Origin of the sequence: Bradyrhizobium sp. BWA-3-5, from assembly GCF_032917985.1 — a bacterium.
Lineage (GTDB): Bacteria > Pseudomonadota > Alphaproteobacteria > Rhizobiales > Xanthobacteraceae > Bradyrhizobium.
Genome location: NZ_CP136626.1, coordinates 7,767,928 through 7,786,457 on the forward strand (window position 1 = coordinate 7,767,928; position 18,530 = coordinate 7,786,457).

The 18,530-nt window shown below is 64.0% G+C and carries 18 protein-coding genes; 4 read left to right on the plus strand and 14 right to left on the minus strand.

Features of this window, described 5'->3' with window-relative positions; all coding sequences use genetic code 11:
* Positions 1 to 151 precede the first annotated feature (151 nt).
* On the plus strand, positions 152 to 1,027 hold the full coding sequence (locus tag RX331_RS37275; RefSeq protein ID WP_317254532.1) for a sulfurtransferase: 876 nt from the start codon (positions 152 to 154) through the stop codon (positions 1,025 to 1,027).
* Positions 1,028 to 1,161: 134 nt separating this feature from the next.
* Here the strand turns inward: RX331_RS37275 and RX331_RS37280 are convergent, their stop codons facing one another.
* Together RX331_RS37280 and RX331_RS37285 are read right to left on the minus strand one after the other, a co-directional pair.
* Positions 1,162 to 2,100 carry a DMT family transporter gene (locus RX331_RS37280; RefSeq protein ID WP_317254533.1) on the minus strand — a complete coding sequence of 313 codons (939 nt, stop codon included), beginning with the start codon at positions 2,098 to 2,100 and terminating at the stop codon, positions 1,162 to 1,164.
* A 34-nt stretch (positions 2,101 to 2,134) separates the two neighbouring features.
* Positions 2,135 to 2,620 (minus strand): Fur family transcriptional regulator, encoded by a 486-nt coding sequence (locus RX331_RS37285; protein WP_317254534.1) that lies wholly within the window; start codon positions 2,618 to 2,620, stop codon positions 2,135 to 2,137.
* A 138-nt stretch (positions 2,621 to 2,758) separates the two neighbouring features.
* On the opposite strand from RX331_RS37285, the gene RX331_RS37290 reads away from it, so the two are divergent.
* From RX331_RS37290 to RX331_RS37300, 3 genes are read left to right on the plus strand one after another with little or no spacing between them, the layout of a single operon-like run.
* Complete coding sequence (locus tag RX331_RS37290; protein ID WP_410708050.1) at positions 2,759 to 3,253, plus strand: MarR family winged helix-turn-helix transcriptional regulator; 495 nt, start codon at positions 2,759 to 2,761, stop codon at positions 3,251 to 3,253.
* Entirely contained in the window at positions 3,246 to 4,415 is a 1,170-nt protein-coding gene (locus RX331_RS37295) for an HlyD family secretion protein (RefSeq protein ID WP_317254536.1), read from the plus strand. The genes RX331_RS37290 and RX331_RS37295 overlap by 8 nt, the downstream gene beginning before the upstream one ends.
* A gap of 4 nt (positions 4,416 to 4,419) precedes the next feature.
* Entirely contained in the window at positions 4,420 to 5,979 is a 1,560-nt protein-coding gene (locus RX331_RS37300) for an MDR family MFS transporter (protein ID WP_317254537.1), read from the plus strand.
* Positions 5,980 to 6,065: 86 nt separating this feature from the next.
* Here the strand turns inward: RX331_RS37300 and RX331_RS37305 are convergent, their stop codons facing one another.
* The 12 genes from RX331_RS37305 to RX331_RS37360 all read right to left on the minus strand — a co-directional run bounded on the left by RX331_RS37305 (position 6,066) and on the right by RX331_RS37360 (position 18,504).
* The gene (locus RX331_RS37305; protein WP_317254538.1) at positions 6,066 to 6,911 is read right to left on the minus strand and encodes a DMT family transporter; all 846 of its coding nucleotides are present in this window, start codon (positions 6,909 to 6,911) and stop codon (positions 6,066 to 6,068) included.
* 151 nt (positions 6,912 to 7,062) lie between these two features.
* A complete protein-coding gene (locus RX331_RS37310; protein WP_317254539.1) occupies positions 7,063 to 8,925 on the minus strand; it encodes a bifunctional sugar phosphate isomerase/epimerase/4-hydroxyphenylpyruvate dioxygenase family protein in 1,863 nt (620 codons plus the stop codon).
* Positions 8,922 to 9,980 carry a Gfo/Idh/MocA family oxidoreductase gene (locus tag RX331_RS37315; RefSeq protein ID WP_317254540.1) on the minus strand — a complete coding sequence of 353 codons (1,059 nt, stop codon included), beginning with the start codon at positions 9,978 to 9,980 and terminating at the stop codon, positions 8,922 to 8,924. The genes RX331_RS37310 and RX331_RS37315 overlap by 4 nt, the downstream gene beginning before the upstream one ends.
* Positions 9,977 to 10,717: an ABC transporter ATP-binding protein gene (locus tag RX331_RS37320; protein ID WP_317254541.1), complete on the minus strand. Its 741-nt coding sequence runs from the start codon at positions 10,715 to 10,717 to the stop codon at positions 9,977 to 9,979. The genes RX331_RS37315 and RX331_RS37320 overlap by 4 nt, the downstream gene beginning before the upstream one ends.
* 13 nt (positions 10,718 to 10,730) lie before the next feature.
* On the minus strand, positions 10,731 to 11,474 hold the full coding sequence (locus tag RX331_RS37325) for an ABC transporter ATP-binding protein (RefSeq protein ID WP_317254542.1): 744 nt from the start codon (positions 11,472 to 11,474) through the stop codon (positions 10,731 to 10,733).
* Positions 11,471 to 12,469: a branched-chain amino acid ABC transporter permease gene (locus tag RX331_RS37330; RefSeq protein WP_317254543.1), complete on the minus strand. Its 999-nt coding sequence runs from the start codon at positions 12,467 to 12,469 to the stop codon at positions 11,471 to 11,473. The genes RX331_RS37325 and RX331_RS37330 overlap by 4 nt, the downstream gene beginning before the upstream one ends.
* Positions 12,466 to 13,341: a branched-chain amino acid ABC transporter permease gene (locus RX331_RS37335; RefSeq protein ID WP_317254544.1), complete on the minus strand. Its 876-nt coding sequence runs from the start codon at positions 13,339 to 13,341 to the stop codon at positions 12,466 to 12,468. The genes RX331_RS37330 and RX331_RS37335 overlap by 4 nt, the downstream gene beginning before the upstream one ends.
* A 269-nt stretch (positions 13,342 to 13,610) precedes the next feature.
* On the minus strand, positions 13,611 to 14,747 hold the full coding sequence (locus tag RX331_RS37340; RefSeq protein WP_317254545.1) for an ABC transporter substrate-binding protein: 1,137 nt from the start codon (positions 14,745 to 14,747) through the stop codon (positions 13,611 to 13,613).
* A gap of 56 nt (positions 14,748 to 14,803) precedes the next feature.
* Positions 14,804 to 15,694, minus strand: a complete 891-nt coding sequence (locus RX331_RS37345; protein WP_317254546.1) for a shikimate dehydrogenase — start codon at positions 15,692 to 15,694, stop codon at positions 14,804 to 14,806.
* Between the two features lie 102 nt (positions 15,695 to 15,796).
* Positions 15,797 to 16,747, minus strand: coding sequence for a LysR family transcriptional regulator (locus RX331_RS37350; RefSeq protein WP_317254547.1), 951 nt, complete (start codon positions 16,745 to 16,747; stop codon positions 15,797 to 15,799).
* On the minus strand, positions 16,744 to 17,586 hold the full coding sequence (locus tag RX331_RS37355; RefSeq protein WP_317254548.1) for a sugar phosphate isomerase/epimerase: 843 nt from the start codon (positions 17,584 to 17,586) through the stop codon (positions 16,744 to 16,746). The genes RX331_RS37350 and RX331_RS37355 overlap by 4 nt, the downstream gene beginning before the upstream one ends.
* Before the next feature lie 24 nt (positions 17,587 to 17,610).
* Positions 17,611 to 18,504 carry a dioxygenase gene (locus tag RX331_RS37360; protein ID WP_317254549.1) on the minus strand — a complete coding sequence of 298 codons (894 nt, stop codon included), beginning with the start codon at positions 18,502 to 18,504 and terminating at the stop codon, positions 17,611 to 17,613.
* Positions 18,505 to 18,530 lie beyond the last annotated feature (26 nt).

Genomic DNA, 18,530 nt, shown 5'->3' on the forward strand with positions numbered 1-18,530 from the left:
GGCAAAAGACCTCGGTCTTTCGTTAACCGCTATATTGGACAGGAATCGCGGAATTGAAAGGGCGAGCATGCAGGCTGGCCGCCTTTTCATGGCCTGATGCCGCCTCTAGCATGGTCGAGACATAATCGAGACATAATAAAGGGAGGCGGGCATGCCGGGGCGAAACGACCTGATCACGACGGCGGAACTCGCCGGGATTCTCGGGTCACCCGATCTGCGCCTGTTCGATTGCACCACCTATCTCGAGCCGGCCCCGGAAGGCTCCAACCTGCCCTATCTCGCGGTGGCGGGACGGCACACATTCGAGGCCGGGCACATTCCGGGCGCCGATTTTCTCGATCTGCAGGGCGAGTTCTCCGAGGCCGGGACCGAGCTTCGGTTCATGATGCCTGATGCCGCACAGCTCGAGCGGGCGTTCGGCGCCCACGGTGTGTCCAAGGCAAGCCGGGTCGTGCTGTACAGCATCGGCACACCGATGTGGGCGACGCGGTTCTGGTGGATGCTGAGATCGCTCGGCTTCGACAACGCCGCCGTGCTCGACGGCGGCCTCGACAAATGGAAGCTTGAAGACCGCCCGCTCGAAAGCGGCCCGGCGAAGGGATATGCGCCGGCGACTTTCACCGCCAAGCCCAGAGACGGATTTTTCGTCGACAAGCACCAGACGCTCGCCGCGACCTCCGAACGGGGCACCGTCATCGTCAACGCGCTCGGCCCGCAATTTCACAGGGGACTGGAGCCGAGCCGCTACGGCCGGCCCGGCCGCGTGCCCGGCAGTTGCAACGTCTCGGCGGCGACACTACTGGACCCGAAGACCAAAGCTTTTGTGCCGCTTGCCGAAGCCGAGGCCAAATTCAAGGCGCAGGGGATTACGAAAGAAAAGCGCGTCGTCGCCTATTGCGGCGGCGGCATCTCGGCCACCGTCGATTTGTTCCTGCTGCACCAGCTCGGCTACGACAACCTCGCCCTCTACGATGGCTCCATGGGCGAGTGGGCGAACGATACGTCGCTGCCGATCGAGACGGGGTAGATCGAGGTCCGCGCTTTCTCGCCGTTATTGCGAGCGCAGCGAAGCAATCCATGCCTCAGCTCGGAGATAGATGGATGCTTCGTCGCTGCGCTCCTCGCAATGACGGGGAGACAATTCGGATTGAACCGGAAACCTCACGCCGGCAGGTTCGGATCTGGCGCCACCTTGGTATCCGGCTTGTTGACGAGATAGAGCCCGGCGATGACCAGTAGCGCGGCGGCGCCGAAGGCAATCGTCAGCGTATCGTGCATGATGAAGTAGCTGGCAACGACGCCGAACAGCGGCGTCACGAAGGTGAAGGCCGACAATTTGCTGGCTGAATAGGTTTTCACCAGCGCGAACCACAGCAGGAACGTCAGCCCGACGACCCAGAACGACTGATAGGCCAGCAGCGACAGTGACAGCGGCGTCGGAACATGGGGGATGGTTTCGCCCGATACCCACGCGGCCAGCGCGAGAATCGGAATCGATAGCGCTACTTGATAGCCAAGGCCCTTTTCCGCCGGCGCCCTGATCAGTTTCGTCGTCTTGACGATCAGCGTCGTTGCCGCCCACAGCGCGCCGCCGGCAACAATCAGGAGATCGCCGAGCAGGACCTTGGCGTCGACATTGGCCTGAGGCACCCCGATCGCCAGCGCGACGCCGGCGAAGCTCAACGCGAGACCTCCCCATTGCGGCGGCCGCAGCCTTTCGCCGAGAAAGACATAGGAGCCGAGCGCAACGAAGAACGGCGCCGTGTAAAGGAACACCACGGCGCGCGACGCCGATGTCAGCAGCAGGCCACGGTAGATCAGCACGAATTCAATCCCGAAGATCACGCCCGCGCTAAACCCGGGCCACAGCGTCCCGTCGCGCTCGAAGAATTTCACGCCGCGAAACCAGCCGATCGCGAGCAACACCGGCAGCGCGCCGACGGACCGGATCAACGCCTGCAGCATCGGCGGCACATCCGGCAGTACCAGCTTCACCGCGATCTGGTTGAACCCCCAGCTTACGCACAGCATCAGCATCAAGGCGATGGCGCCCGGGCTGAGCGCCCGCCCGGCGGAAAGTGCTGCTTGCTTGGAAGACATCGCTCCTCGTGGCCGGCCTTGCCGCCGTTTCTTGTTATTTCTGGCAGTGGGCGCAGGTGCCGGCGATCTCGACGACGGAGAGTTTTGGCGCGAACCCCGAGGCCCGCGCGGCTGCGTTGAGGCTTTGCGCGACGGGCGCCGCAGGAATTTCGCCGACCGAACCGCAGAGCTCGCAGATCAAGAACGCCACCATCGAGGTCTCGTCATGGTCATGGGCGCAGGCGAGGAAGGCGTTGCGGCTTTCGATGCGGTGCACGAGGCCGTTTTCCATCAAAAAATCGAGCGCGCGGTAGACCGTGATCGGCGCCGGCCGCGGCATCGATTTGGCGAGTTCGTCGATTACCTCATAGGCGCCAAGCGGACGGTGGCTCGACAGCAGCGCCCCCAGCACCTGGCGCCGGATCGGCGTGAATTTCTGCGCCCGCTTCGCGCAAACCGCCTCCGCATGCGCGATCGCTTCCGCAGTACAGCGGCCGTGGTCGTGGTCGGGCGCCGGAAATGTCGGTTTTGCCAGGCTCATGCTGGCCTTTGTAGCAGCTCGAGTGCCAATCCTGAAGCCCGCGGGCCGTTCGGTTCCCAGCCATGTGCTGGAAGCGGATCAGGCCGACGCTAACGCCCCGTGTGGAATTCATAAGCAAGCTTATTATATCGCTAGCTTATGGAGGCGAGGACCATGCGTGGTTCCGTGGATATGAATTTTCTGTTTACGCTCGGCGAGGTGCAGCGGATGGTGCGCGCCTATGCTGACCGGCAGGCGGCGCGCTATGGCATCACCCGCGCGCAATGGGCGGTTCTAGCCAAGGTCGAGCGGACCGAGGGCCTGAAGCAATCGGAACTCGCCGAGCAGATGGAAATGCAGCCGATCACGCTGACGCGGCTGATCGACAAGCTCTGCGACAATGGCTGGATCGAACGCCGCGGCGACGAGAACGACCGCCGCGTCAACCGCCTTTACTTACGCAAGGCCGCACGGCCGCTGCTCGGCAAGCTTGCCGGGCTTCGCTCCGAACTCACGGCGACCGCGCTCGAGGGCATCAATCCCACCGACGCGCATCGCCTGCTCGACCAACTCGACCTGATCAAGGAGAACGTTCGTAGCGCGATCCAGAATCCGGCGAATGACGCTCCACGAAAGGAACAGCGCTATGGCTGATCCCGTCCTCAAATTCCCGCCCGAGCAGAAGAGCGCGCCAGCGACGCCGTCGCGGCCGAAAATCGCGGCCGAGCCGCGCCGCCGGCTGATGGCCGGCCTGCGCCGCTACCGCCGCTTTTTGCTGCTCGTGGTGCTGCCGCTGGTCGCGCTCGTGGCCGGCGTGACTTTTTATCTCAATGGCGGCCGCTACGTGACCACCGATGATGCCTATGTCGGCGCGCAGAAGGTTCTGATCACGCCCGACATCTCCGGCAAGATCGAGAGGGTGGTGGTGAAGGAGGGCCAGCAGGTCAGTCCCGGCGACGTCCTGTTCGAGATCGATCCGGTGCCGTTCCGCCTCGCTTTGTCGCAGGCGAAGGCCAATCTTGCCCAGGCCAAGGTCACCTACGACAATCTGATTGCCGATCTCAAAATCTACGGCCAGATGAGCGAATTGTCGCAGCAGGGCATGGACCTGAAGCGGCGCGACGTCGAACGCAAGTCGGCACTGGTGAAGAACAATTTCGGCTCGCAGCTCGACCTCGACAATGCCTCGACGGCGCTCGTCACCGCGAGCGCGCAGTACCAGCTGCTGCAGCAGAAGATCGCGACCGCGAAAGCGCAGTTGCTCGGCAATCCCGAGCTGCCGCTCGAGGAATTCCCGCCCTATGCGCAGGCGAAGGCGGCGCTCGACCAGGCCCAGCGCAATCTCGACCACACCGTGATGCGCGCGCCGATGGCCGGCATCGCGACCCAGGTCGAGCAGATCCAGCTCGGCCGCTTCGTCACCGCCGGCACGCCGGTGTTCAGCATCATCGACACCGGCAACCCCTGGGTCGACGCCAATCCGAAGGAATCCGATTTCACCCATGTCGCGGTCGGCCAATCGGTTACACTCGAGGTCGATGCGTTCCCCAATCATGTGTTCAAGGGCACGGTCGGCTCGCTCTCGCCCGGCACCGGCGCGCAGTTCGCGATCCTGCCGCCCCAGAACGCCTCGGGCAATTTCGTCAAGGTGGTGCAGCGCGTGCCGGTGCGGATCTATTTCGATAAGAACGACGAGTTCGTCCGCAAGCTGAAGGCGGGCATGAGCGTCTACGCCACCATCGACACCAACCATCGCCGGTCACTGTCGGCCCTGCTCGGCCTGACGCCGGCCGTGGCCAACCAGGACCACGACTAACGCCATGACGCCGCCCGGCCAGCCATCGGCATCCGTTCCCGGCCTGCGCCGGAACATGGTGACGATCTGCGCCATGACGGCGACCATCATGCAGGCGCTCGACACCACCATCGCCAACGTCGCGCTGCCCTACATGCAGGGCACGCTGTCGGCCTCGCAGGACCAGATCAACTGGGTGCTGACCTCCTATATCGTCGCCGCCGCGATCATGACCGCGCCGGTCGGATGGATCGCCAACCGCTTCGGCCGCAAGCGCATCTTCATCGTCTGCTCGGCCGGCTTCACCATCGCGTCCGTGATGTGCGGGCTGGCGCAGGACATCGGCCAGATGGTGCTGTTCCGCCTGTTGCAGGGCGTGTTCGGCGCGGCGCTGGTGCCGCTGTCGCAGGCCGTGATGCTGGATTCCTACACGTTGCAGGAGCGCGCCAAGGCGATGGCGATCTGGGGCATGGGCGTGATGATGGGACCGATCATGGGCCCGTCGCTCGGCGCCTGGCTGACCGAGACCTATTCCTGGCACTGGGTGTTCTTCGTCAATCTACCGTTCGGCGTCATCACCGTGCTCGGCCTCGTCATCTTCATGGACGAGACGAAGAAAGATCTCGAGCTGCGCTTCGACTGGTTCGGCTTCACCGCGCTGGCGGTCGCGATCGGCGCGCTGCAGCTCGCGCTCGACCGCGGCGAGCAGCTCGGCTGGTTTGAATCCAACGAGATCATCGCCGAATTCATCATATCGGGCATCGGCTTCTATTATTTCCTGGCGCACTCGCTGACAACGGACCGTCCGTTCATCCAGTTCGCGCTGTTCAAGGACAAGAATTTTGTCGGCGGCTGCGTGTTCATGGCCGTCATGGGCCTGGTTCTGTTCTCGACCATGGCGCTTTCCTCGCCGTTCCTGCAGAACGTGATCGGCTATCCCATCATCACGGCGGGCCTTCTGCTGGCGAGCCGCGGCTGCGGCACGTTTGTGGCGATGATGCTGGTCGGCCGCATGATGAGATATATTGAGGCACGGACGCTGATCATCTCCGGCCTTGGCATTACCTGCCTGTCGCTGTTCTACATGACCGGTTGGACCGACCAGACCGGCGTGACCGAGATCGTCGTCATCAGCGTGGTGCAAGGATTCGGCTTTGGCCTCGTCTTCGTGCCGCTCTCGACCGTGGCCTTCCTGACGCTGCCCAATCACCTGCGCACCGACGGCACCTCGATGCTGACCTTGATGCGCAATGTCGCCAGCTCGATCGGCATCTCGCTTGTCATATCGCAGCTGACGCAGGGCACGCGCTACACCTACGCTGTCATGTCCGAACACATCAATCCGTTCAACCACGCCCTGCAGATGCCCGGCGTGCGCGACATGATCGACCTTGCCACCGACAAGGGGCGCGCAATGGCTGACATGATGGTGAAAATACAGGCGCAGATCATCGCGTTCTCCCACGACTATCAGATGGTGATGATCTTCACCGCCTGCGCCATCCCGCTCGCCATCATGATCGGCTCGACCAAGGCCGCGCTGCGCGCGCAGTCGGCGGCGCCCGATCATGCGGTGATGGACTAGCGTGCCATCCTACTTCGTCCCGCTTTGCTTGGCCTGCAGGCTCAGCCACATGCCGCCGAGCGACAGCGCGCCGCCGATCAGATGGATCATGGTCGGCGCTTCGCCCAGGAACAGGATCGACAGCACACAGCGCTGACGATCGGCCCGAGATAGAGGCTGAGCGACGTCGACACCGCGCCGAACTTCGCGCCGAGCCGGGCATAGGCCGAATAGGCAAACAGCCCGGGGATAAGCCCCGCGAACAGATAGACCAGCGCTGCGCGGCCGCTGAACGCGGCTGACGGCATCGACCACATTTCATTGATAGCAAAGGGCAGCGATAACAGTGCGCCCACGGCCGCGAAAAGGCCGATCCGCGCCAAAAAGCTCACGCCGCCGCCGACACGGTTCTGCAGTAATGTGTAGCCCGCCCAGCCCAGCATCGCCATCAGCGCGAGCAGGTCGCCGGTCACCACGCCGGCCGCGATGGCGGCATTGCCTTTCGTAAGGATCAGCGCCGCGCCAGCCAGCGACAGCAGCATGCCGATGATCTGGCTGCGATGGATCGCTTCCTGTCCCGAAACGAACGAGAACAGCAGCACCGCCAGCGGCGCGAGCGCCATGATCAGCGCGAGATTGATTGCGGAGGTCGTGACGCCGGCGAGATAGACCGGGCCGCCGCAAATGAACATGCCGAGGAAGCCGGCCACGACGATGCCGAACGTCTGCCCCTGCAGCAGCCCGGGCTTTTCCCGCAGTGCCAGCACGATGGCCGGCAGGAGGCCGAGCGCGACGATGCTCCAGCGAAAGAACGCGATCGAGAACGGCGGCACGCTTCCGGCGACGCCGCGCGCCAGGATCATGTTGGAGACCTGGGCGGTGGCCACCAGCAAGAAGCCGAGCAGGCCGAGCATTTCGCGTGCTTTACTGGCGGCTTCCCTGGGTTCGGCCATGTTCGTTTCCGGTGCTCGCGCCCTGGCGACGGCACCATCCTAACCGGCCAGCCTACTCGCAGCTATAGCTGGAAGCCTGCTTGGTGTCGCTGCTGTTCCATGATCGACGGCCGCTCGCTCCCCTTCCAAGCCTTATTCTGATTTTCGATAGTCACGCCTTGGGCATGGTCAGCAGCCGAGATTCCCTCGTTTGCGCCGCGAGCCTGATGGCGGCATTGGCGGCGCCAAAGCCGTGATAGTTGCGGCGTTCGACGATCTCGAAGAAGAACCGGTCGTCGAAGGCGTGGGTGTAGACCTGGAAGAATTCGCCGTCGCCTTCGCGGTCATAGAGGATTTGATTGTCGCGAAGCGCCGCCATGGTCGCGGCCTCGAGGCCGTATTTGGCTTCGACATCGTCGTAGTAATTGTCGGGAATCCTCAAGAAGTCTGCCCCTCGTGCCCGCATGGCGGCGACCGTCGCAAAAATGTCGCGGCAGGAGAATGCGACGTGCTGCACGCCGGAGCCGAAGAATTCGTGAATGAAGCGGGCCGACAGCGTGCGCGAGGCCGACGAACCGTTGAGCACCACGCGCAGGCCCTGATTGCCGTTGATCAGCGCCTGGCTCTGCACTAGCCCGACCGGGTCCGCGATCTCCATCTGCGGCAGGCGCTTGAGATCGAGGATGCCGGTGTAGAACAACAGCCACGACAGCATCTCGTCGTAAGGCATCGACTGCGAGATATGATCGACGGCATCGAGCCGGTCAGCAGAGGCATCGCTGCGCAGCGGCTCGAAATCGAGGTCCCAGTTCTTGCCGGCCTCTTCCAGGAAATACAGCAGGCTGCCGCCGACGCCGCGGATCGCGGGAATTTCCAATTCGCCCGGCCCGACCGGCTGGTAGAAGGTCAGCGCCTTCAACGCCTCCGCCCGGGCCATCGTCTTCTGGGCATCGTCGACATCAACCGCGATGGCGCAGACGCCGGGACCGTGGGTGACGAAGTGCGAATGCGCAAATCCATCCTGCTCGCAATTGATCACGAGATCGATATTCCCCTGCGACCAGCGCTCGACGTCCTTGCTGCGGTGAACGCCGGTTTTGCGAAAGCCGAGCTGGCCGAACAGCGCGGCGAGTTCGCGGGCCTTGTCTTCGCTCAGGGCGAATTCGACGAAGCCGACGCCGCGGCTGTGCGCCCTCGGTTGCAACGGCGCGGCCGGGGTCGCGGCGCGGACCTGCTCCTCGAGCAGAACAAGTGAACGCAAGCCGTCGGTCGCGGTGCGGACTGCGGAGCCGGCGCGGAACTGGTCGTTGAAGATTTCGAGCGACAACGGCCCGGCATAGCCGGTGGCGAGCACGGCTTCCACAAAGCCGGCGACCGGCAGATCGCCCTGCCCCGGGAAGCAGCGGAAATGCCGGCTCCACGACAGGACGTCGAGACCGAGCTTCGGCGCGTCGGCCAGTTGCACCAGAAAGATCTTGTCGGCCGGAATCGATTGGATCGGCCGTGTCGGGAATGACGGCGCCAGCGCATGAAAGCTATCGAGGATAACACCGATCGACGTGTGGTCGGCGCGCCGCACGATTTCCCAGGCATCCCGATAGTCGTTGACGTGAAGCCCCCAAGCGAGCGCTTCATAGCCGACGCGCAAGCCGCGCGCGGCAGCCCGCTCCCCGAGCTCGTGGAAATCGGCGGCGGCGCGGTCGATGCCGCCGAGCGAGGCCGACGAGATGTTGCTGCAGATCAGCATCAGATCGGTCTGCACCTCCTGCATCAGGTCGAACTTGCGCTCGGCGCGGGCGAAATTGCGCGCTCGCTGCGGCTCCGGCATCCCTTCGAAATCGCGGAACGGCTGGAACGCACAGATCGACAGTCCGAGATCCCGGCACATCTGGCCGACGTCGCGCGGGCGGCCGTTGAACGAGAGCAGGTCGTTCTCGAAGATTTCGACGGCGTCGAAGCCGGCCGCGGCGATCGCGCGCAGCTTTTCGTCGAGCGCGCCACTGAGCGAGACGGTAGCGATCGAGCGCTGGTTCATGCGGCCTGCTCCATGATCCGGGCCGGCGATACGCGATTGCCCGTGACCGCGGCTTCGCGCACGGCCTCTACGACGGCGAGGGTTCCCATGGCATCCTCGGCGGAAATCAGTGGCGCTTCGCGTCCGGCGATCACGGCGCAGAAATGCCGGAGCTGCTCGACCAGCGGGTCGGCCTCGGGCACATCGACCGCGGCTCGGGCGAGCTGCGCATACCAGCCCTCTTCACCCGGATACGACCACAGCTCCATGGTCGGCACCGAGAGAGATCTCTTGGTGCCGGCGAACAGGTAACAAGGCTGGTCTTGCTTCGGATAGGCCGCGTTCTCGCCTGACGACAGTTCCCAGCTCCATGGCGCCGGCGTCGCATCCGACAGCGTCACCGTGCCGATTGCGCCACCCGCAAACTTCAAGAGCAGGCCGGCGGTATCTTCGACGGCAAAGCCGCGCGCCTTGTGCGAAGTCATGGCCTGAACCTCCGCTACCTCGCCGCAGATGAAACGGAGATTGTCGACGTCGTGCACCAGATTGATCAAGAGCGGCCCGCCGCCGATCTCGCGCCGCCACGCGACTTCGAAATAGTCGTCCGGCTTCTTCAGAAGCCACAGCCCAACGACCGCGGTGAGCTGACCGATCTCGCCGCCGGCGATCTTGTCGCGGATCGCTTTGATGCGGGGATTATGCCGGCGGTGATGGCCGACCAGCACCGGCACGCCGCTTCGCCGCACGGCGTCGCAGAGGCGCTGTGCGGCGGCGACGGTATCCGTCACTGGCTTCTCGACGAGCGCCGGAACCTCGCGCGCAACGCAATCGAGCGCCATCGGCAGATGCAGCGCGTTGGGCGACGCGACGATCATGCCGTCGGGCTTTTCGTGCTCCAGCAGCGCGCTGTGATCGGCGTACCAGGCGATGTTGCGCGCTTCGGCGAACGCCTTTGCCTCGGGCGACGGATCGGCAATCCCGGCGAGCATGCAATCGGACGACGCGGCGACCAGCTCGATATGCCTGCGGCCGATCAACCCCGCGCCTGCCACACCGATCCGCATCGCGCCGTTCATGCCGCGCTCTCCGTCATGGCGCCGCCGAGGAACAATTGCCCGATGCGGGGATCACTCAGCACACGATCCGCCTTGTCGACGAGGCGGGTCTGGCCGAGCTCGAGCACGATGCCGTAATCGGAAATCTCCAGGGCCGAGCGCGCGTTCTGCTCGATCATCAGGATCGAGACGCCGCGGTCGCGAAGCTCTTTCAATATGTTGAAGGTCTGCTGCACCATCAGCGGCGACAGCCCGATCGACGGCTCGTCGATCAGCACCAGTTGCGGATTGAGCAAGAGGCCGCGGACGATTTCGAGCTGCTTCTGCTCGCCGCCCGAGAGCGTGGACGCCTGCTGCGCCGCTCTCTTGCGGAGCGCGGGGAATTTATCGAGTGCCGTCTCGATCCGCGCAGGAAGATCGGTGATGTCGCGGCCGGCAACGACGGCGCCGAGCTGGATGTTGTCGCGCACCGACAATTCGGGGAAGATGTTGCGGCCCTGGGGGACGTAGCAGATCCCCGATGTCAGCAATTCGCGTTGGCTCAGTCCGGTGACATCGCGCCCTTTGAAGATGATCCGTCCTTCGCGCAGCTTGAGCAGGCCGAAGATCGCCTTGAACACAGTCGATTTGCCGGCGCCATTCGGCCCGATCACGGTGGTGATGGAGCCGGCGGGCACCGAGAAGGTGGTGCCATTGAGGATCGTCATCTTGCCGTAGCCGCCGACGAGACCTTGGACATCGAGGATGGCGTCGCTCATGGTCTGGTCCCTCTCAGTGGCCGAGATAGGCTTCGATGACGGCGGGATTGGCGCGGACTTCGCTGGGCGTGCCCATCGCGAGCAGCTTGCCTTCCGCCATCACCATCACGCGGGTGCACAGCGACATCACGAATTCCATGTTGTGCTCGATCACCACGAAGGTGGCGCGCTTCTCGCGGTTGATCGCCGCCAGCCGTTCCTTGAGGTCGCCGAGCATGGTGAGATTGACGCCGCCGGCGGGCTCGTCCAGCAGCACCAGCCGCGGCCCGCCCATGAACGCCATGGCGGCATCGAGCAGTTTCTGCTGGCCATAAGAGAGACCGCCAGCCGCTTCGGTCGCGAGATGATCGAGCTTGAAGAAGCCGATCATCTGGTCGGCCGCCGCACTCAATCCGGCATCGGAAGGGCCGAACAGGCGCGACACCATGTTGCCCTGGTGCTCCTGCCCGGCGAGAATGAGATTTTCCCTTACCGACAGTTTCGGAAACACCTGCAGGAGCTGGAAGGTGCGGCTGACACCGAGGCGATTGAGCTCCGACGGTCGCAGCCCCGTGACGATCTTGCCGTCGACCTTCACCTCGCCGCCGGTCGGCGTGAGCTGGCCGAGGATGCAGTTGAACAGCGTGGACTTGCCGCAGCCGTTCGGACCGATCAGGCCGAGGATCTCGCCCTCCTGCACGTCGAAGCTGACACCGTCGACGGCCTTGATGCCGCCAAAGCTCTTCTTGATGTTGCTGACTTCGAGGACCGCCGTCATGGCGCCGTCTCCAGGCGGGATTTGGCGACGGCCCGCAACGCGGACGCTGCCTTGGTGCGGCGCTCGGCCAGATAGCGGTCGAGGATTCCCAAAATGCCGGTCGGCGAATAGATCAGCAGCAGCATCACCGCGACCGCATAGAGCATCAAATAGTAGCCCTGCGTGAAGCGCAGCCACTCCGGCAAGAGCACGGCGATCATCGCCCCCAGGAACGGCCCGAAAAAGAAGCCGGAGCCGCCGACGATCACCATCATCAGGAGGTCGAGCGAGAGCGAGAGGTTGAAGGGAACGGGATCGATATACTGCGTCAGCGGCGCATAGAGCGTGCCAGCAACGCCGCCGAGCGCCGAGCCGATCGCAAACGCCATCAGCGTGTAGCGCCTTGTGTCGATACCGAGCGACAGTGCGCGCACCGGATTTTCACGCAGCGCCACGAAGGCGCGGCCCCAGGGCGAGCGGATCAGCCACCACATCGCGAGCGAAACGGTAACGAGCGAGCCGAGGCAGAAATAATAGAACGGCAGCGGCCGGTTGGTGGCGAAGCCCATGACATTGGGCCGCGGAATGTTGGAGATGCCGTAGATGCCCTTGGTGAGCCAGTCCTCGTTGCGGAACACGAGGAAGGCGAGCGTCGAGAAGGCCAGTGTTACGAAGGCGAGGTAGTGATGCTGCACGCGCAGCGCCGGATAGCCAAGGATCCAGCCGATCGCAAAGCATAGCACCACCGCGACGCCAAGCGCCGCGATCAGCGGCATGCCCTGCGTGGTCATGATCGCCGCCGCATAGGCGCCGATACCGACAAAGGCGCCCTGCGCCAGCGAGACCTGGCCGGCATAGCCGAGCGTGAGGTTCAGCCCCATCGCTGCGATCGTCATCACCGCCCACTGGCTCAGGATAAAGAGCCCGTAGCGGTTGAAGTTCAAGGGCACGATGATCAGCGCCGCGATGACGGCGATGCCGAGCGCGATACGCCAGTACTTTGCCGTGGCGGTCATACCGTGCGCTCCTCGGGCCGGCCGAGCAGTCCCTGCGGGCGGAACAGGATGATGACAATCAACAGCGCCAGCGGCACCGCGGCGCGATACTGTGTCGAGACATACGCCGCCGCGAGATTGTCGACCACGCCGATCAAGAGCCCGCCAGCAATCGCGCCGCGCACCTGGTTGAAGCCGCCGACGATCGCCGCGATGAAGGCCGCCTGCCCCAGCACTTCGCCGGAGGAGAATTTTGCCAGATAGATCGGCGTGATCAGCAGCGAGGCCAGCGCCACCAGGAACGCGTTGATCAGGAAGGTCAATAGAATCATGCGCTCGACCGGCACGCCGATGATGCGGGCAACCGTCGGGTTCTGCGCGGTCGCCTGCATCTGATGGCCGATCGACGTGCGATTCAGCAGCAACGTCAGGCCGATCACGACCGCGATGGCTAACGCAAGCACGCCGAGGCTTTGCAGCGAGATCACCCGGCCGAGCACCGAGACGTCACCAGCCGGCACGATGGAGGGGAACGGCGAGGCCTCGGCGCTGAAGAACTGCTTCACCGCCTCCTTGATGCCGATCGCCAGCGCCATGGTCGCGATCGCCAGCGGCAAGACGCCGTGCCGCAGCATCGGGTCGACCAGCAGCAGCTTGAAGCCGAGCCCGAGCAGCAGCATCGAGAGCAGGATGCCGAGGATGATGGCGAGCCAGAACGGCGCGCCGGCATGCATTCCCGCCAGCATCAGGAACGCCGGCAGCATCACGAATTCACCCTGCGCGAAATTGATGGTTTGCGACGTCTGCCACAGCAGCGTGAAGCCGACCGCGACAAGCGCGTAGATCGCCCCGGTCGCAAGGCCTGCCACGAGCAGATCAAGCAGATTGGACATGCTTCTCCCCTCACCTGTCAGAGGCGGAAATTGGCTCCGCGAAAATTGACTTAATGGTACAGACCAAATAACTCAGCCGCACGGTTGCTCCACCTGTCCCGCTTGCGGTGGAGGTCGGATCACATCGCAAGATGTGATCCGAGTGGGGGCTCTCTCCACACGGGCAGCGCGACTCGCGGCGGCACCCCCACCCCAGCCCTCCCCCGCAAGCGGGAGAGGGAGCGCAGCGTCTTCGCGGCTCAGTTCATCGGGCCACGATTCTCAAACACTCAGTTCAGCTTCGGCAGTACCTGCTTGACGACCTGCTTGCCTTCGACGATCTCGACCAGAAAACCCTGGCGGTCGATGTCGCCCTTCTCGTCGAAGGTCACGTCCATGAGGATGCCGGGTTCGCTTGCCGCCTTGATGGTGAGGCCGTGCAAGGTGTCGGCGAACGCCTTGGAATCGACCTTGCCCATCTTCTCGGTGGTCGCCTTGATCATGTAGATCGCGAGATAGCCCTTCAGGCCGTTATGGTCGGGGACGTAATTGTACTTCTTGACGAACTTTTCCCGGAAGGCCTTGACCAGGTCGACCGGCGCGTCGGTGGTGAGGCCGACATGGCCGCGCGCGCCGTTGGCGGCATCACCGGCGAGTTCGACGACCTTCTGGCCGACCAGTGTCGTCTCGCCCATCAGCGGCACGGTGACGGCCTGGCGCTTCAGCTCCTTCAATATCCGGGCGCTTTCTTCCTCGTTGAGATAGACGAAGACGGCGTCGGGCGATGCGGCCTTGATCTTGGAGACGTCGGCGGCAAAATCGGCCTGTCCGGCTTCCGTGGAAATGTCAGCCGCGACCTTGATGTTGTACTTGGCGAATTCCTTGGTGATGACGTCGCGGCCGCCCTTGCCGAAATCGTTGTTGACCCAGACGACCGCGACCGACTTCGCCTTCAGCTCATCATTGATGTATTTCGCGACCTTCGGCATCGAGGATTGCTGGCCGAATGAGGTGCGGAACAGGAACTTGTTGCCGCCTTGCGTCAGTTCGGCCGCCTCGCCGCCCATGATCTGCGCGATGCCAGCTTCGGCGGCGAGCGGCGACGTGACCTTCACCGATCCGGAGTAGCCGGGCCCGAGCAGCACATAGGGCTCATTGTCGAGCGCCTTCTGCACCTGCGCGCGGGCCACGCCGGGGTTTGACTGCGAGTCCGCATGCGTGACTTCCAGCTTGCGGCCAAGCAATCCGCCCTTGGCGTTGACCTCCTCGATCGCAAGGTCGATGCCGTTCTTCCAGTTGTTGCCGACGGTAGCGCCGCCGCCGGACAGTTCGGCGACATCGGCGAGCTTGATCGGGCCGCCTTGCGCGAACGCTGCGCCCGCTGAAACGGTGGCGAGCAGGAGCCCAGCGAAAATTCGAGATCTCATTTCCATCCCCTCTTCTCTCTTCTCTTAATGAGCGACCTTGTGACCGGCCGCGTTGTTTAGGCTGCGTTCACTTTAGCGTAGCGCTTGGCCATCACCGCGTCGAATGCATTTCCCATCTCGACGGCCGACGGCTTCAGTCCTGTAAACAGCTCGAATGCATCCGCAGCCTGATAGATCGCGAGCTCACGCCCGGTCATGACCTCGGCGCCCTTGGCTTTTGCAGCATTCAACAGCGGCGTCCAGAGCGGCGTATAGACCGCATCCGCCACCCACAAATCCCTGTGCAACAGCGTTTCCGGCACCGGCATACCGCGGTTCGGCAACATGCCGACCGGCGAGCCGTTGACGAGGCCGGTCGCGCCGCGCACCGCATCTTCGACGCTGCCGACCGCCTTGGCTTCGCCCTGGCCCGCAAGCTGCGCGGCGAGCCGTTCGGCCTTGGCGCTATCCGTATCGAAAATCCTGATCTCGCGCATGCCCGTCGCCGCCAGCGCAAAGCCGATCGCCTTGCCGACACCACCGGCGCCGATCACCGCAACGCGGCTTTGCGCGGGATCGCGCACCAGCTCGGTGATCGCGCGCGCGAACCCCGTCGTATCGGTATTGTGTCCGATCAGCCGGCCATCCCTGACCAAGACGGTATTGACCGCCCCGATCGCCCGCGCTCCCGGCGACAATTCGTCGAGCAGAGAGACCACCGCTTCCTTGTACGGGAAGGTGACGTTGACGCCGGCGAAACCCAGGCGGCGCACGCCGTCGAGCAAGAGCCGCAATTCGTCGCGGCCGGCGCCGGCGACTTCGATGAGCTGGTAGTGGCAATGTGCCCCAAGCGCTTCGGCAGCCCCTTCATGCATCGCCGGCGACGCGGAATTCGCGATCGGCGCGCCGATCAGGCCGGTGAGGAAGCGGCGGTCGGCCGGAGCAGGAGGTCGGACGGCAGGGCTCATGATCTCGTCATCAGGTGCAAAGGCGTTATCGGCGGCAGGACGACGATAGCGGTTTGCCGACCTAACACAATTACCCATTTATGTCGGATAGATAACATCATGTTATTTCTTGCGCGACCTCGACTCTGGCTTTGAATTGGGCTTGCGCGTCGCCGCCTTGCCCGGCCCCACCGCGCGCATTTCCGAACGCAGGCATTCGATGAAATGCTCTATGTGAAGCGAGAGCGGCGCACCCGGTTTTACCGCGATGTAGGTGTCGAACCGCGTCGGCTCGACGATCTTGAGCAGTTCGACGCCGGGATAGCCGCCATGGGCGACGGTGAACTGGTCGATCACGGCAATGCCGAGGCCGGCCTTGACCAGCGCGCACACGGTGGTGCCGAAGCGCGCGCGGATGGTGATGTCGTAATCGAGTTTGTTGCGCGCAAAAATCTCTGCCATGATCCGCCCGTAGGGATCGTTGGGATCGATCCCGATCAGCGGATAGCGGATGATCTCCGCGGCCGAGACCTGCTTGCATCCTGCAAGCTCGTGGCCCGCCGGCACGATGCAGAACAATTCGCCCGACGCCAGCGGCAGGAAATCCAGCCCGGGATGCTCGAGCCGGTAGCTCATCGCGACGCAATCGCCGCGGCCGAGCAAGAGATAATCGACGGCCTCCTCGATCTTGAGGATGTTGATGTCGATCCGCAGTTCGGGATAGCGCCGCCGCACCCGCTCGATCGCGCGCGGCACCATCACTTGCGAGATGCTCGGCACCGAGCCGATGCGCAGCTCGGACAGGTCGCCGCGTCCGATCTTGGAGATGATCTCGGAGAGATCGTCCATTTTCTCGTAGACGCCGTTGATCTGCTCGAAGATGTTGCGAGCCTCAGCCGTCGGGAAATAGCGCCCGTTCTGACGCTGGAAAAAGCGGACGCCGAGAGACTTCTCGGTGTACTTCACCAGGCGACTGATGCCGGGCGCGGAGACATTCAGAAGCCGCGCCGCGCCGCCGATCGTGCCTGTTACCATCACGGCGCGGATCACCTCGACCTGGCGAAGTGTCATCATCCGTCGCGACTCCCGCGGTGATCGGCGCCATCGAGCGATCTCGCAATCACATTCCGCGCGGCATCGAGCGCGCGCTGCGACCGCGCTTTCGCATCCATCGTCTTCGCAAGCTCGGCGGTCGGGACTTCGAGACTGATCGTGATATCCGCCGGCATCGCGCACGCCAGCGCGACGAGATCGATGCCGCCCTCGCCCGGAAACATCCGCTCGCGGCGGGCGGCATCGATCATGGCTTCCGTCGTGGCGGGCCGCTCGGCGGGCGCGTCGCACATCTGCCAGTAATGCAGGAAGTGTGCGGGAATACGCGCGAGGTCGTCGATCGAACTCCTGGAACGGTCGAAATGCAAGGCATCCACCAGCACGCCGGCATTTGGCTGGCCGACCTGCGCGACAATGCTGCTCGCAGTCGCAAGATCAGGCGCGCAGGTCCATGGCATGAATTCGAGATCGGCTGTCAGCCCGAAAGGCGCCGCGGCCTCGCAGAACGATGCATAGCGATCACTGAACCGGCTGAGGTCGGGATCGTAGTCGGCGACCAGAATGTGTTTGGCGCCAAGCCGCGCGCCGGTCTCGAAAAAGGCGGAGAACGCGGCGATTTCGGTTTCCGGCCGCAGCGCAACCACTTCGAGGTCAGCCACCGTGACGCCGGTCGCATCCAGCCGGGCAAGCGTCTCCTTCAAACCGGCTTCGTTGTCCATCAGCGGGTAGGCGACGCCGCCTGGCATGGCCGGCAGCATGCGCAGCCCGACCTGCTGATAGCCACAGGCCGCGGCGACGTCGATCATCGCCGGAGGCGCAAGTTCGAGAACGGTCAGCGCAGCGAGGGAGAATGAGGGCATCACTGTCTCGTCAGGCGCGGCACCTTACTTGATCGGCGGCCGAGGCAACACAGCCTCGCCCGCTTCCATCCGGTAGACATGGTCCAGCGAATACCAGGGCTGGCTGATATCTGCGATGGTCGGATGCGGCTCGTCATGACGGACGAAGTTGCCAATCAGCGCCTTGGTCACGCCAAACTGCACGTCGCTGTCGATATGCGGATCGGCGGGATCATAGACCTGCGAGATCAGGACCTTGAATCCGGGCTTGACGATCAGCGCATGCAGATGGGCGGGACGGTAGGGGTGGCGGCCCTGCGCCTTCAACAGCTTCCCGACCACGCCGTCGGTCGGGATCGGATAGCCGACCATCATCACCGAACGAAAGGCGAAGCGGCCATCGGCATCGGTCGTGAACTTGCCGCGCAGGTTCATGTCAGCCTGTTCGGGGTCCTGGTTCTCGTAGAGCCCGACGGGCGAGGCGTGCCAGACATCCACCTCCGCCCCGGCAACCGGATTGCCGGCACCGTCCACGACGCGCGCCGTGACGAACAGCGGCACCCCCGGCGTGTCGGACCGGATGATCGAGCCGCCGTTTTCGGTGCGGGGCGAGTTCAACCGCCAGAACGGTCCGAGCAATGACTGCGCGGTTTCGGTGTTGCCCTGGTCGCCATTGTTGAGAAGGCAGACCAGCGCGGAAACGCCGAGCGAGCCCGCCATCAGCACGACCTCGTTGTGCGTATCGGTCGATTGCCGGCCCATCTCGGCGAGGATGGCGGTGGCTTCGCGAAACTCCGCTTCGGTCAGGCGGACGTCACGGACGAAGCCGTGCAGGTGCTTGACCAGCGACACCATGATTTCGCGCAGCCGCGGATCGCTTGTCCGCTCCATCACGGCGGTCGCCGCGACTGTCACATCCTGCTGACGACCGATGATCATTCCGCTTCCCCGGCGGCTGTGGCGCT

What these genes read in the sequence shown, in the direction of transcription:
- RX331_RS37280 (WP_317254533.1), bottom strand. Translation starts at nt 2,100, where the DNA reads ATGTCTTCCAAGCAAGCAGCACTTTCCGCCGGGCGGGCGCTCAGCCCG.
- RX331_RS37325 (WP_317254542.1), bottom strand. Translation starts at nt 11,474, where the DNA reads ATGACGGCGGTCCTCGAAGTCAGCAACATCAAGAAGAGCTTTGGCGGC.
- RX331_RS37350 (WP_317254547.1), bottom strand. Translation starts at nt 16,747, where the DNA reads ATGATGACACTTCGCCAGGTCGAGGTGATCCGCGCCGTGATGGTAACA.
- RX331_RS37355 (WP_317254548.1), bottom strand. Translation starts at nt 17,586, where the DNA reads ATGCCCTCATTCTCCCTCGCTGCGCTGACCGTTCTCGAACTTGCGCCT.
- RX331_RS37330 (WP_317254543.1), bottom strand. Translation starts at nt 12,469, where the DNA reads ATGACCGCCACGGCAAAGTACTGGCGTATCGCGCTCGGCATCGCCGTC.
- RX331_RS37345 (WP_317254546.1), bottom strand. Translation starts at nt 15,694, where the DNA reads ATGAGCCCTGCCGTCCGACCTCCTGCTCCGGCCGACCGCCGCTTCCTC.
- RX331_RS37340 (WP_317254545.1), bottom strand. Translation starts at nt 14,747, where the DNA reads ATGAGATCTCGAATTTTCGCTGGGCTCCTGCTCGCCACCGTTTCAGCG.
- RX331_RS37320 (WP_317254541.1), bottom strand. Translation starts at nt 10,717, where the DNA reads ATGAGCGACGCCATCCTCGATGTCCAAGGTCTCGTCGGCGGCTACGGC.
- RX331_RS37305 (WP_317254538.1), bottom strand. Translation starts at nt 6,911, where the DNA reads ATGGCCGAACCCAGGGAAGCCGCCAGTAAAGCACGCGAAATGCTCGGC.
- RX331_RS37295 (WP_317254536.1), top strand. Translation starts at nt 3,246, where the DNA reads ATGGCTGATCCCGTCCTCAAATTCCCGCCCGAGCAGAAGAGCGCGCCA.
- RX331_RS37300 (WP_317254537.1), top strand. Translation starts at nt 4,420, where the DNA reads ATGACGCCGCCCGGCCAGCCATCGGCATCCGTTCCCGGCCTGCGCCGG.
- RX331_RS37335 (WP_317254544.1), bottom strand. Translation starts at nt 13,341, where the DNA reads ATGTCCAATCTGCTTGATCTGCTCGTGGCAGGCCTTGCGACCGGGGCG.
- RX331_RS37275 (WP_317254532.1), top strand. Translation starts at nt 152, where the DNA reads ATGCCGGGGCGAAACGACCTGATCACGACGGCGGAACTCGCCGGGATT.
- RX331_RS37315 (WP_317254540.1), bottom strand. Translation starts at nt 9,980, where the DNA reads ATGAACGGCGCGATGCGGATCGGTGTGGCAGGCGCGGGGTTGATCGGC.
- RX331_RS37285 (WP_317254534.1), bottom strand. Translation starts at nt 2,620, where the DNA reads ATGAGCCTGGCAAAACCGACATTTCCGGCGCCCGACCACGACCACGGC.
- RX331_RS37310 (WP_317254539.1), bottom strand. Translation starts at nt 8,925, where the DNA reads ATGAACCAGCGCTCGATCGCTACCGTCTCGCTCAGTGGCGCGCTCGAC.
- RX331_RS37290 (WP_410708050.1), top strand. Translation starts at nt 2,759, where the DNA reads ATGGAGGCGAGGACCATGCGTGGTTCCGTGGATATGAATTTTCTGTTT.
- RX331_RS37360 (WP_317254549.1), bottom strand. Translation starts at nt 18,504, where the DNA reads ATGATCATCGGTCGTCAGCAGGATGTGACAGTCGCGGCGACCGCCGTG.